Origin of the sequence: Comamonas sp. B-9, from assembly GCF_000410635.1 — a bacterium.
GTDB lineage: Bacteria > Pseudomonadota > Gammaproteobacteria > Burkholderiales > Burkholderiaceae_C > Comamonas.
The window spans coordinates 4,381-17,547 of sequence record NZ_KE148565.1; the positions used below are offsets into that span (position 1 = coordinate 4,381).

General features: G+C 63.2%; 12 protein-coding genes. 9 read left to right on the forward strand and 3 right to left on the reverse strand.

All coding sequences use genetic code 11. The features are described from left to right. The coding region (locus H928_RS32865; RefSeq protein ID WP_204366305.1) for a phosphotransferase at nt 1-400 on the reverse strand (400 nt) is incomplete at its 3' end. Nucleotides 401-672: 272 nt separating this feature from the next. Here H928_RS32865 and H928_RS0111680 point away from each other — a divergent pair. From H928_RS0111680 to H928_RS0111720, 8 genes are all read left to right on the forward strand, one after another. After that, nucleotides 673-1,341 carry a GntR family transcriptional regulator gene (locus H928_RS0111680; protein ID WP_027010854.1) on the forward strand — a complete coding sequence of 223 codons (669 nt, stop codon included), beginning with the start codon at nt 673-675 and terminating at the stop codon, nt 1,339-1,341. Between the two features lie 420 nt (nt 1,342-1,761). Continuing rightward, nucleotides 1,762-4,044, forward strand: a complete 2,283-nt coding sequence (locus H928_RS30780) for an autotransporter outer membrane beta-barrel domain-containing protein (protein WP_158400523.1) — start codon at nt 1,762-1,764, stop codon at nt 4,042-4,044. A gap of 47 nt (nt 4,045-4,091) precedes the next feature. Next, entirely contained in the window at nt 4,092-4,853 is a 762-nt protein-coding gene (locus tag H928_RS0111695; protein ID WP_027010855.1) for a SapC family protein, read from the forward strand. A 44-nt stretch (nt 4,854-4,897) separates the two neighbouring features. After that, complete coding sequence (locus H928_RS27355; protein WP_052329935.1) at nt 4,898-5,542, forward strand: GNAT family protein; 645 nt, start codon at nt 4,898-4,900, stop codon at nt 5,540-5,542. Beyond that, entirely contained in the window at nt 5,535-7,268 is a 1,734-nt protein-coding gene (locus tag H928_RS27360) for an AMP-binding protein (protein ID WP_021026677.1), read from the forward strand. Before H928_RS27355 ends, H928_RS27360 begins: the two co-directional genes overlap by 8 nt. A gap of 39 nt (nt 7,269-7,307) precedes the next feature. Beyond that, on the forward strand, nt 7,308-7,565 hold the full coding sequence (locus tag H928_RS0111710) for an acyl carrier protein (protein ID WP_021026678.1): 258 nt from the start codon (nt 7,308-7,310) through the stop codon (nt 7,563-7,565). A 2-nt stretch (nt 7,566-7,567) separates the two neighbouring features. Next, the gene (locus H928_RS0111715) at nt 7,568-8,341 is read left to right on the forward strand and encodes an SDR family NAD(P)-dependent oxidoreductase (RefSeq protein ID WP_027010856.1); all 774 of its coding nucleotides are present in this window, start codon (nt 7,568-7,570) and stop codon (nt 8,339-8,341) included. Nucleotides 8,342-8,358: 17 nt separating this feature from the next. After that, entirely contained in the window at nt 8,359-9,642 is a 1,284-nt protein-coding gene (locus H928_RS0111720) for a cytochrome P450 (RefSeq protein ID WP_021026680.1), read from the forward strand. Between the two features lie 12 nt (nt 9,643-9,654). On the opposite strand, the gene H928_RS0111725 is transcribed toward H928_RS0111720, so the two are convergent. Together H928_RS0111725 and H928_RS0111730 are read right to left on the reverse strand one after the other, a co-directional pair. After that, on the reverse strand, nt 9,655-11,019 hold the full coding sequence (locus H928_RS0111725; protein WP_084635774.1) for a HipA domain-containing protein: 1,365 nt from the start codon (nt 11,017-11,019) through the stop codon (nt 9,655-9,657). 74 nt (nt 11,020-11,093) lie between these two features. Further along, nucleotides 11,094-11,945 carry a LysR family transcriptional regulator gene (locus tag H928_RS0111730; protein ID WP_239644941.1) on the reverse strand — a complete coding sequence of 284 codons (852 nt, stop codon included), beginning with the start codon at nt 11,943-11,945 and terminating at the stop codon, nt 11,094-11,096. 131 nt (nt 11,946-12,076) lie between these two features. Here H928_RS0111730 and H928_RS0111735 point away from each other — a divergent pair, with 131 nt between their 5' ends. Beyond that, the gene (locus H928_RS0111735) at nt 12,077-13,006 is read left to right on the forward strand and encodes an EamA family transporter (RefSeq protein WP_027010857.1); all 930 of its coding nucleotides are present in this window, start codon (nt 12,077-12,079) and stop codon (nt 13,004-13,006) included. Nucleotides 13,007-13,167 lie beyond the last annotated feature (161 nt).

Genomic DNA, 13,167 nt, shown 5'->3' on the forward strand with positions numbered 1-13,167 from the left:
TTTCGGGGCCGGTGGGGGGGCGGGTGTGGGCGCTGGCGCTGGCTTGGGTAGCGGTGGGCAGTCGCAGCGGATGGTGCAGTGGAACCGGCACGGCGCAGCGGCCTGCCAGGTGCTTGAGCACCGCTATCTGCATCTCTGTTTCTGCCAAGGATTCGGCCGCGCTGATGAACTTGAGGGTCACGGCGCTGCCATCGGCTGTGCGGACCAGAAAGTTGCGGTCCCGCTCTCCGGACAGGGGTTGCGCATTGCCCTGGATGCCATAGGCCTCCCAGGCCAATGCCTGCGCCTGTTCAGCGCTGACCTGGGGCACTGCCGTCAAAAAAGCCTGGCTGGCTTGCGCCAAGGCATCCGTTTCATTCGGTTCGGCAAAGGCGGTAGAGGCAAAAGGGGAGCTGTTCATGGAATGCGGCGGCCGGTGGTGCAAGGGCGCGCTGCTTGGACAGCACTGGCGCAGAGGGCGATCAGTCCGGTCAAGGCAGCGTTTTGCTTAATTTGATGTTTGATGCATCATAAATGGGGTGAAGAGATTTAAACAGCAACTTTGCTCAATAGCATCGGGGTAAACCTGCATGCGGCTATGAAGGCTTATGATGCATCTTGCTGCATGGCATGGCGGTCAGCACCGCCTTGGCAGACCTGCATCACAACAAGAATCGCGAGGAGCAATGGCAGATGGCAGACAGGTTCGAGAGCGTCAACACCGAGAGCAAGGGCGACCAGATCTATGCCCAGCTGGCGCAGGCGCTGGTCAAAGGGCAGTTGCTGCCAGGCGAGCGTCTCAAGATCCGCGAGCTGGCCGCGCAAATGGGCACCAGCGTGACGCCCGTGCGCGATGCCATCATGCGCCTGGTGCAGCACGGCGTGCTGGTGATGCTCAGCCCCCGCGATATACGGGTGCGGCGCCTGACCTTGGACGAGTACCTGGAGATCCGCAACATCCGCGTGGAGCTGGAAGGCATGGCCGCCAGCCAGGCCGCCGTGCGCGCCACGCCTGACGAAGTGCAGCGCCTGGCCGAGCAGGTGCAGCACAACGAGGACGCGGTGCGGCGCGGCGACATTGCCCAGGCGATTGCGCTGAACCAGAATTTTCACTTTGCGCTGTGCCAGCTGGCCCGTATGCCGCTGCTGTCCGATATCTTGTACGGCCTGTGGCTGAAGATGGGCCCGCTGATCGCCCAGAGCTACAGCGAAGGGGGCCGCAGCATGATCGACCACCACTACCCCGTAGTCGAAGCCCTGCGCCGCAATGACCCGCATGCGGCGCGCGTAGCGATCCAGACCGATCTGCTGTCGGGGGGGCAGTCGATTTATGAGCGGTTTGGGCGGGATGGGCCCACGTAGCCGTGGGGCCAGGGCAAGGCCGCTTGGCCGCACCGCAGTTTCAGGGGTATTTTTAGGATTTAGCTTTGCCCCGGGAGCATTTCCATAGACCCCTGAATTGAAATGCAAAATAGTGTTAAAAAATTGTTGATTTCGCCCGAGATTAGGGTCTTTTGAAGGTACTGGCTTCTATAGCTGCCTGTTTTTTAGACCATCCAGCTACAAAAAAATTTGCAGATAAAACATTGAGTTATTAGCTTCTTGACATTTATCAAGGTACGGGTGTAGATCGAGATAAACATCATTGACCCGTAGCGTTTTGTATCGTACTCTCTGCTGATATTCATTGTGTGGATAGCGCTGGTTGCGTCCAGAAAGTCTATTTGCAAGCAATGTTTTTTCAATGTGTGGGTGGGGGGATGCCAGATGCGAACATCACGCATGACTAAACACAAGCCAACGCTGATAAGCAAATCGTTGATGCTTGTCTTTTCGATGACATGTGCTGCGCAGGTGCAGGCGGCTGCCAACTTATGGGTCGGTCCTGGTCAGGTCACTGAGGATGCAGCCTGGTTTTTTGGCACTGTTGATGCGGGTGGTGCCAATGTCATCAACTCGGCGTCGCCCGCCGCAAGTTGGAATGCAACCAGCGCCAACCAAAACCTCTACACCTCTCACGGCTTTTATGTGGGCTATGGGCCCGGCGCCGGAGGTATTTTCGATATCACCGCCACCGCTGATCTCCAAACCATGTATCTAGGAATTGGCTCCAGCGCTGATCCAGACATGCCTGCATTGACGGTCAACGATCCGCTTTTCCGTGTGGGGGATGCAGGGGGGGCAGGCACACTGACGATTGATCTGAGCGCGCCTCCCGTGTCTGCATCTGGCGGTAGATTGCACTCGAGTACAACGGGCTTGGGTGTGGGGCTGGGTGCTGGTAGCTCTGGTTTTGTCGATGTGCTGGGGGCGGGCAAGACGGCGGAGCAGCTCGGATACAACTCGCCCAATGGCGTGTTATTTGGTTCACCTCAGCAAAATACAGTGTTCGGCCAAAGCGGTGGTGAAGGCCAGGTCAAGATCGAGGGCGCTGGTCTGGTCTTTCAGACGGGGGATGCGAATTACCCGACCTCCCCCGATCCTGTCAAATACTTTGCGGTGGGTGATGGCCCTGCTGGCATTGGCTCAGTAGATATTCTGGGCAACGGAAAGCTGGCATCCGGCAACCCCGTTTATGGAAATGCAGCCGAGAAGGGTGCTCTACTTCCGTTTAGCTTTATCGGCAAAGACAGTGGGGTAGGCACAGTCACGGTAGAGCCGACGGTCAGTGGTTTTGCCAACCGGGCAAATTTTTATACTGGTTTGGCGGTGGGAAGCAGCAGCGGCAATGGCGCCTTGACAGTACTGGAGGGTGGCAAATCGTTGGTGACCAATGGCGCTACTTATTCTGGCACGGAAGGGTATTGTCAAGCCACTGATCCTACGCGGTATCCGCTGGCACCTGCGTCATTACTCATCAGCGCGGACAATGCCGCAACGGGCTTGGTTCGGGCTACGGGAAGTGGTACACAGCTTCTCGTGGCTGGTAAATCCGGCAACGACTACTACTCCACTGCGGTGAACCTTCTCCAGGAACACTCCATCGGCAAGGTGCAGATCGGCAGTGGCGGCACGCTGGTGACCGCGGTCGATGCGACCGTGAAAGTCGGTGTGGGCCGTCTGTATTCCAACTCGCCATCTGGCGGCGGCCAGTACTTTACCCAGACCTTCCAGGGCGGTCTGGGCCCCATCAATGTTGCGGGCACTGGCAATGTGGTCTATGGCTCTGAGTCCGCAACGGCGGTCGCGCCGGGCAAGATTGAGGCATCACAGATTCTTCTGCAAGCGTCGACGGCCCAATTGAGGTTCAACCATACCAGCAGTGTGAATTTCAACCTGCCGCTGCTTGGCAATGGCCAACTGGTGCAGCAGGCGGGAACGACCGTGATCTCGCCCAGCTTGGCGGGCCTGCCAGCGCTCGACCCAGCCGTCTGGGCGTTTGATAGCCAGGCACCTTGCGTTCCTGCAGTCGCTACTGGCTATCCGGTAGACCAGTCCGGTTTTACGGGCGGCTTGGATGTGCGTGGAGGGATTTTGCAGCTGCCCGCGACGAACGTACTGCCTGCCTTGACGAGCACCAAGATCACCGGCGGCACCCTGGCCCAAGGCGGCACCAACCAAAACCTGGGGGCCGTGACGCAGACCGGTGGTGTGCTGCAGCTGGTTGGGGGCAGTGTGCCTGGCGCCACCGATACGGCCAATGCCAGTACCTGGGCCGGAGGCGGCGGTACGGTGCAACTCGATACGGTATTGGCTGGCGATGGCAGTGCCAGCGACAAGCTGCATATTGCCGGTACCATCAGCGGCACGACCTTGCTGCAAATCAGCAATCTGGGTGGTGCAGGTGCGCAGACCACGGGCAACGGCATTTTGGTGGTGCAGGCCGATAGCGCCAACCCTGCCAACAGCTTTGCGCTGGCCGCGCCGGTGATCGTGGGCGGCTTCCAGTACCAGCTCAAGCAAGTGGGCAATAACTGGTACCTGGCATCCATCCCTTATGTGGGGCCTCCCATCGCGCCGGCGGCAGTGCCTGCGATGTCCTGGCTGGGATTGCTGGGCTTGGGGGGACTGCTTGCCGCCTTCTCATCGCGCCTGCTGCGTCGGCGTGCGTCAGACCAGGGCTAAGCATCCACCCTGCCTGCTTGGTATTGGCCTATCGCCCTCATTGACTGATGTCCCCAGCCATTGCACAGCCCGCTGTGCCCATGTTCTACCGCGGATTGACCGCGCTCGATCCTGCCCTTCACTTGGGCTGGGGCTTGCGCGGTCAAGCGCATTTCTCTATCGCTGCGGCGGCCAATGCTGTGCCTTTAGGGGTGGGGGAGTTCTGGCATGCCAGCGCCCATTACCCCATCGTGTTCGGGCCAGCCGGTGCCAGTGGGTTCCCCATCGCCATCACGGCACTGGTGGAGGGGCGCAACCTGTTTGTCGATGCTGCAGGGCAATGGCTGGCCGGCAGCTATGTGCCGGCATGGCTGCGCCGCTATCCGTTCTGGATGCAGCCCGACCCGGATGGGCAAAACGCCAGTTTCTGGTTCGACCCGCATGCCCAGCAGCTGGTGCCATTGCATGAAGATGCCGATGCCCGGCCTCTTTTCGATTACCAGGGCAACCCCAACCAGACCCTGGCTCAGATCGTGCAGTTTTGCCAGCAATGCCAAAACGATGCCAACCACAGCTATGCCTTCATGCAGGCGCTGGAACACCACCGGTTGCTGGTGGACCGCCAGGCGACGGTGGAGCTGCTACCCGGCAAGCCCTATACCTTGGGTGGATTTCGGATGGTCGACATGGATGCCTACCACCGCCTGCCCGATGCGGTGCTGGCCTCCTGGGTGCGCAAGGGATGGGCATCGCTGGTGGCCTTGCACCATATCTCCGTTCAGCAGAACTGGGAGCGGCTGCTTGTCTTGCACCGCAGCCAGAATGGATAAGATAAGGCGGTGGTTGGTTTGAACGGCGCATGTGAGGTGGTGGCATGAGTACAGGTGGTTTTCGGATTCCGCTGCACGGCGTGCAGCCCGCTGCGGCGCAAGCAGCTCCCGCCGCGCGGGTACATATCGAGACCCCGCATCTGGTGACCCGCAGCCTGCTGGCCTCCGATGTCACGCCTGAGTTTGCCCAGTGGTTCAACGATGCGCAGATGCTCCAGGGCCTCAATCTTGCGCCGCTGAACTTTTCGGTCGATGGCCTGCGTGCCTTTGTCGCGAGCTTTGACAATGTCCAGCATTTTCTGATCGGCATCTTCAGCAAGCCGCAAGGGCAGCTGCTGGGCTTTTACAACTTCAGCGTCGCGCCCCAGCACCGTGTGGCGACCTTGACCTTGGGCGCCGACCCGCACATCAAGATCGGGCGTGAGGTTTTTTGGGAGTCCTGGTTCCCGCTGTGCGATGAGATGTTTGACCACCGCGGTATCGACAAGATCACCTCTCGCGTGCTGACCACCAACCGCAAGCTGCTGTTTGCGCTGATCGACACCGAGCATTTCGTCTACGAAGCCACACTGAAGCAGGAGATTGCCGGCAAGGATGGCAAGCGCCTGGATGTGATGGTGCTGTCCTGCTTCAAGGACCTGAGCCTGCGGCCCAAAAAAGCGAGCCCGGCTCCAGCCCACCATGCCTGAGCGGCAAATTGGCGGTTTTGCACATCTGCTGCAGGCGCTGGCATATGCGGCAGCCTTTCCCGGTCAGCAGCTGTGCTGGTTCGATGGCCAGGGCCGGCTGCAGGACACACGCAGCTATGCGCAGGTTTTTCAGCAAACCCGTGCCTATGCCGCCCAACTGCTGCAGCACTTGGAGCGCTCCGCCGCGCGCCCGGATGGCATGGGGCCGAGGCTGGGCATTGTGGCTACCACCGGGCCCGATTTCTTACCGCTCCTGTGTGCCAGTCAGTGGGCGGGTGGCGTGCCATGTCCGCTGCCCGCCCCCAGTCCGCTGCAGGATGTGGCGCGCTATGCCCAGGCGCTGAGCAATATGTGCCAAGCGGCAGGCATTGGCCTGCTGATAGGGCCGAAACAGTTGCTGGTACAGCTGCAGGCGGAGCGCCAGCTCGCAGTACCCCTGCTGGCCTTTGAGGACCTGGCGGCAGCGGCTGCCGATGCCGCCCCCGTTGCGCTGCCGTTGCCCCCAGCGCCTGCGCCTGAGGCGATTGCCTATGTGCAGTTCAGCTCGGGCTCTACCGGCCAGCCCAAGGGGGTGGCCATCTCCCACGCGGCGCTCATGCAAAACATCGACGCGATCCTTCAGGCCGGTATGGCCCTCACGGCGGAAGACCGCGCTTTTTCCTGGTTGCCGTACTACCACGACATGGGGCTGGTGGGCTTTGTGCTGGCCCCGCTGTGCGGGCAGGTCAGCGTGGACTATCTGGCGCCATCGGCTTTTGCACGCAGGCCCCATCTGTGGCCGGGCTTGATGGCTGCGCGGGGCAGCACCATTACCTATGCGCCCAACTTTGCGTGGCAGATGGCGGCGCAGTCCGCAGCGCTGCTGGAGCCCGGTGCCCGGCTGCATGCGCTGCGCATTGCCGGGGTGGGGGGCGACTATGTGGATGGTTCAGCACTGCAGGCCTTTGCCCAGGCGTTTGCGCCGCAGGGCTTTGCGCCTGATGCCTTCAAGCCCAGCTACGGCTTGGCAGAAGCGACCTTGGCCGTGACGATGAGCGATGCGCCTTTTGAGCGCTTGCGCGGCTATTTCCACATCGACGACAGGCAGGTGGTGCATGCACTGCCAGTGGCTGACGCACGCGCCAAGCCCATGGTCAACTGCGGGCGGCCGTTGCCAGGCTGGACCCTGCAGGTGCGCGATGCTGCAGGGCAGCCCTTGCCCGCCGGAACAGAGGGCGATATCTGGCTCCAAGGGCCGGCGCAGCTGTCGGGGTTTTTCAGCGCGGGCGAGTTGCGCGCTGTTGCTGCCGACCAAGCCATCGAGACGGGCGACCGTGGGTTTGTCTTGGCCGATGGCGCGCTCTATGTGAGCGGGCGCAGCAAAGACCTGATGGTCATCCATGGCCGCAATGTATGGCCCCTGGATGTGGAGGCGGCAGCGAGCGAGAATGCGGAGATTGCGCCAGACCAGATGCTGATGCTGCAATGCCGTGAACTGACCGGCGGACTGCCTGCGCTGGTGCTGCTCGTGCATGAGAAGGCGCTGCGCCAGTCGCGCCAGCCCGATGCCTTGAAGCTCGCCGCTGCAGCGGCTACGGCTGCGGCCGGTGCGGCAGTGCGCGCCTGCATGGTTCCCAATGGATCGATTGGCCATACCTCGTCAGGCAAGAAGGCCCGGGCAGCCACCCAGCGACGTTTTGAGCAAGGGCTGATTCCGATACTCGCGGACTCCGACGCACCCGATTGATTCGATTTTCCCAACAGCACCCCAAAAGGCTCCGCCACCATGTCCCATCCCCAGCTTGCTGCCATTCAACGCATCATCGCCGAGAGTCTGCTGATTCCTGCGCAAAGCATCCATCTGGAAGACCCGATTGCGAGCCTGCGCAATATCGACAGCCTGTCGTTCGAGATGATCATCGTGGCGATGGAGACGGAGTCGGGCCAGGCCATCGACCCCGTCAGCCTCATGCCCGCCAAGACGGTGGGGGACCTGGCCGATCTGCTGGGGCAATTGAAGGCAGCGCAACGCGCAGGAGCCTAGCGGTGGCCGCTTGCGATGTGCTGACCATCATCACCGGCGCCACCCGTGGGCTAGGCCAGGCCATGGCCGAGCAGCTGCTGGCGCAGCCGCAGGCCGGCGTTTTGCACATCGCCCGCCATGCCAGCGAGCCCTTGGCACAAGCGGCCGCCGCGCAGGGCGCAAGCCTGTGGCAATGGCAGGCCGATCTGGCCGATGCCCAGCCGGTGGCAGCGCAGCTGGCGCAGTGGTTGGGCGAGCAGCAAAGGCCTTGGCGTGAAATCCGATTGATCAACAACGCGGCGGTACAGGCCGAGCAGATTGCGCCAGTGGCCATGACGGCCGCGTCGTCGCTGCGCCAGGTGCTGCGCGTGGACCTTGAAGCGCCCATGCTGCTGACGGCGGCGTTTTTGCAGGCCACCGAGGCCAGCGCTGCCCAGGGGGTTGTTCGCAAGGTGCTCAATATATCGTCGGGCCTGGCGCGGCTGGCGGTGGCCTCGATGGCGCCCTACAGCGCGGCCAAGGCGGGCCTGGACCAGTTCACGCGCTGCCTGGCGCAAGAAGAGGCGGCCAAGGCCCATGGTGCCCGGGTCTGCGCCCTGCATCCGGGGGTGATCGACACGGGCATGCAGCTGCAGATGCGCGAGACGGCTGCGCAGCGCTTTCCCGCCGCCGACCAGTTCAGGCAGCTGCACCTGGCCGGCCGGCTGCGCAGTGCCGGGCAGGCCGCGCAAACGGTGCTGCAGGTGCTCGATGGTCCGCATTTTGGCAAGCAGGCCATTGTTGAACTGCCGGTGTAAACGAGGCCACCACGGTGATGAGCGCTACCGATATTTCCTCCCAGTTCTGCCAGGATCTGTACGCGCTGGCGCGTGAGCGGCCTCGGCAAAATACCGTGCGCCCGCAGCACGATGGCCGCCGCATGCTCGTGATCCAGAACCTGGATGACGCGGACCGGGTGATGCGGCGCAATGCCGACAACTACCTGAAGAACTTTCGCTGGTTCACCCAGGTTGCGGGCAACTCCCGGCTCACCGATGATGGCGAGCCCTGGCGGTTTCGCCAGGAACTCTCGCAGCCCTTTCTGGGCAAATACGATGCCAGCCGTGCCTTTGCCCTCAGCACCCTGCATGGCCAGCACATCGCCCGCCACCTGGCCTTGGCACCCCAGTCACAAGTGCTCGATGAGGCGCTCATCCACCAGGGCATGCTGTCCATCTTTACGCAAATGTTCCTGGACGTGGAGCTCTCCAGCCTGCCCATGGCCCATGGCAGTGCGTCGCGCCTGATCGAGCTGGCTTCGGCCTATGCCTTTGTGGCACCCGGGCAAGAGGGCCTGGGGGGCGACAAGGCGCATATTCGCGAGATCCTGCAGCTGCGCAAGACCATCTTCGCGGCCTTGCAAACCCTGCGCGGGGACAGCGTGCCGCGCAGCCCGATGCTGACGGCCATGCTGCAGGCAGAGACGGCCCCCGGCTTTGATTTCTCGTTTGAAAAAGAGCTGACCATGCTGTTTGGCGCAGGTACCGACACCGCGTCCTACTCGGTCGGCTGGGCTTTGCACCTGCTGGCCACGCACCCTGAGGTGCAAGAGCGGCTGCACCTGGGTTTGCGCCAGGTGTACGCCCAGCATGGCCATGACCGGCAGGCGCTGCAAAGCGCCATCGCGCAGCATGCCGATCTGCGCAGTTTTGTGGCCGAACTCTTGCGGCTGTATCCGCCGCTGCCATTCATCACCCGCCTGGCCCAGGAGGGCGACCAGCTCTCCGACCTGCAGGTTGAGCCCGGGGATGTGGTGGTGGTCTCGCTGGTGGGCGTCAACCACAAGGCGCTGGAGCGGCCCGACCCCTGGAAGCCGGACCTGGATGCGGCCTTGCAGGAGGGGTTTGGCATGGGGACCGGCAGCATCTCCAGCTTTGTCTGGGGCAAGCGGGTTTGCGGCGGGCGCAGCTTTGCGCTGGTTGAGCTTGCCGCCGTGCTCAGCGTGCTGATTGTCGAGCTCGAGGTTCAGGTGTCCCGGCAGGAGCCCATCGTCTATGAGTGGGTAGGGCAGATGCGCCGCAAAGGCGGGCATTTGCTGACGTTGACCAGCAGGGCTTGAGCTGCCAGGGCCTTAGCCCGGCAACAGCGGCGCTGCAAACGCCCGTGCGACCTCGCGGTTGCGTAGCGCCAGCGCCCGCATGGCCGCCGAGGTCGGTGCTGCCAGCTGGGCATCGCTCGCCGCTTCCCAGAAGGCATCGGCCGCACGTGCGGCCAGGCTCCACACCTTGGGGATGGCGCCAATGGTGCTGACCTTGGGCTCAATGGGCACCAGCTCGGGGTCCAGCCCGCCGCCGATGGAGGCGTAGCGCATCGGCAGGATGTCGTAGGCCGGGGCAATGCCCAGGTACTCGCCATCGTCGCCAATCAGCAGCGAAATGTTCTCGAAATGCCGGTCGGTATTGCCAATGAGCTCGCTGAATGCAGCCATCACGGCCACATGCTCGGCATGCTGGGGGCTGAAGTAGTTTGCGTCCACGCAGCGTGCGGCGAACTCGGGCCAGGTATCGCGCGCACCAAAGAACTCGTCGTCGACGGCGCCGGCCGAGAGCATGCCCAGGCGCCCTTGCTTGCCAACGCGGTCAAAGCGCTGCACTTCCAAAAACACAAACTCGCCGCGCGCCAGCAGCTGGGTCTTGGCGGTGGGCACACCCACGTTGGCCAGTGATGCCAGCGCCAGGTGCTCAAGCGGCAGAAGCTCTGCCATGCGGCTGCCGCTGCGCGCGAACTTGACGATCACCGATCCCGTGTCTTCGGCCACCCAAAGAAACTTGGGCTGCTCGCCGCCGGCGCTTGAGCCATAGGATTCGTTCTTGAGCTGCTGCGCCAGCGCGACATACACGTCGAGCTTGTCTTGCGCCTCTGGACGGGGCTGGCGCAGCAAATCCATTTCCCGCTGCAAAGGGATATCGCCAAAGATCAGGTTGCCCGGCAGATTCATCCCTTGGGTGAACAGAAACGCAATGCGGTGGTCGTCGCTCCAGTCGCGCAAGCTGGCGGGGAAGGGCTGCTGCAGGGCTGCCGTTTGTGCGAGCTGCCGGCCCAGAAACCCCGATGGCGCAGCAAACAGCATATAGGGGGGCAGGCCTTCGTAGAGGCGAATGGCGCTCGCATCTCCACGCTCGAGCGTGCCGCCACCCACGAGAAATTCAAGATCCGCATAGGGAACGATGTGGCCGTTGGAGAGAAAGCGGTACACGCGCTGGCGCGGCTTGAGCCCCAATGGCAGCTTGCGCAGCAAGGCGTACTGGGGTGTGCGCTGGCCCGGCTCGCGGAACATGGTGACGCGGGCCGATAGTTCGCGAATAGCTCGGGACAGCGTTGGCTGGCTGATGCCCAGCGCCTCTACCAGCTGCTGTCCAGAGCGCGGGCCACCGGCCAGCACGCGCTCGATGGCCTGCTGCAGATCGTTCAAAGGCTGGGGTGAGGGGCTAGGCATAGCAGGGGGTTTGAATAATTCATGAATTTTATATGAATTCCAAATTCATCGCTCGCCACGGCACTTGGCTGGGACTACGCCGGCCCTTGCGCCTGCCTCAGCGTATGCACCAGCAGCTGGTACAAGCTGTCTACCGCCTTGGAGCGCCGTGATTCCTTGCTGCGGTAGACGGCGACCTCCATCGGTGCCAAGGGGCCCAGCCCATGCTTGCTGCCCAGCACCTGCAGATGGGGCGGGGCGCTGCACTGGGTCAGTGCCGCAACGGCCAGGCCACTCTCCACCGCCGCAATCTGCCCGGCCAGGCTGGAGCTGTTGTAGACCACGCGGTGCTGGCGCCCTTGCAGGGCCAGCGAGTGCAGCGCGCCGCGTCGTGCCAGGCTGGCTTCTTCATACACCGCGATGGGCAGCGGGTCCCGCCGCCACAGCGCAAAGTGCTCGGAGCCGACCCAGACCATGGGCTCATGAAAGAGCAGGGTGCCCCGGCGCGCGTGGTCGCGCGACACCAGCGCCAGATCCAGGTCGCCAGCTGCCACACGGGGAATCAGTGCGGTCGATTGCTCGCAGCTGAGCACGATCTCCACGCCGCTGTGGCGGGGGGCAAAGCGCCTGAGCACGGGCGTGAGGTACCTGGCCGCATAGTCATCGGGCACCCCCAGGCGCACGGTGCCGCTCAGTGCATCGCCCTGCAGCGCAAACTGTGCCTCGCTGTGCAGATCCAGAATGCGCCGCGCATAGCCCAGCAGCCGCTGGCCTTCGGCGGTGAGTTGCTGGCTGCGGCTGTCGCGCTCGAGCAGGCAGTGGCCGACAGCCGCCTCCAGTTTTTTGAGCTGCATGCTGACCGCAGACTGGGAGCGGTGCACCTCGCCGGCTGCGCCCGAGAGCGATCCGGTATCGACGACCGCGACAAAGCATTTGAGCCAATCCATCTGAAGGTCTTGCGAGCTTGCGGGCATGAGGTTTCGATTAACGAATAGCTGATGCATGAATTATGCGCTTTTCGATAAGTTGCCCGCGCAGCACACTGGCGGCCATGAGCCAATATCCCCAGCCAGCGCGCATGACCGCTGCAAACATGGACCCATCGTCACGCACGGCATCTGCCACGACAGGCGAGGCCTTCGGCGGCCTGCTGCCCTTTGTGCTGGGCAGTGCGCTGCTGGGCAGCATCGGCATTTTTGTACACATGGCCCAGGCCGGGGCGCTGACGGCGACCTGGTTCCGCTGCGCATTCGGGCTTTTGGGGCTGACGGCCTGGCTGCTGTGGCGCCGGCAGCTGCATGCTTTGCGGCTGGCGCGCAGCACGGCGGGCTGGGTGCTGCTGGCCAGCGCCTTGATGGTGCTCGGCTGGGTGCTGTTCTTCGCGGCGATGGAGCGCATCTCCGCCGGGGTAGCGGTGGTGCTGTTCCATATGCAGCCGATGTGGGTGTTGCTGCTCGGCGCGCTGTGCCTGGGCGAGCAGCCGGGCAGGCACAGGGTGGCCGCAGTCGCGCTAGCCATGCTCGGGCTGGTGCTGGCCACCGGTGTTTTGCAGCAGGCCGCATCGCAGCAGGGCGCCCAGCCGCAGTACTGGTGGGGTGTGGGCATGTGCTTGCTGGGTGCATTTTTGACCGCTGCGGTCACCGTCATTGCGCGGCGCCTGCGTGCTATGTCAGCCGGTGTGCTGGCCTGGTGGCAATGCGCCGTCGGCAGCGCCGTGCTGTGGCTGGCGCCCGCCACGCAAGGCTGGCCGGCCTGGGGTGCCTCCTGGGCATGGCTTGCTGCCTTGGGCCTGGTGCATACCGCCACCGCCTATGCCTTGATCTACACCGGCATGGCCCGGCTACCGACGGGGCGCATTGCGGTGCTGCAGTTTGTCTACCCGGCAATCGCGATCGTGGTGGACTGGCAGTATTTTGGCCACAGACTGGGAGCGCTGCAAATGGTGGGCGTGGTGGTGATGGGGCTGGCAATCAGCAGCGCAGAGCGCAGGCGCAGCGCCGCTGCATAGCATCAGTCTAGAGCATCTGCGCCTGGCAGTCCCGGCTCACCTGGCCTTGCGGGTGCAAGGCAGCCGACGCCTGTTCCCTTGCGAGAAGGGGCAGCCGCCGCTCTGCCCACTGCCTCCTGTCCTGAACTTACTGGCGTTTGCGGCGGCCCAGACCTGCCAAG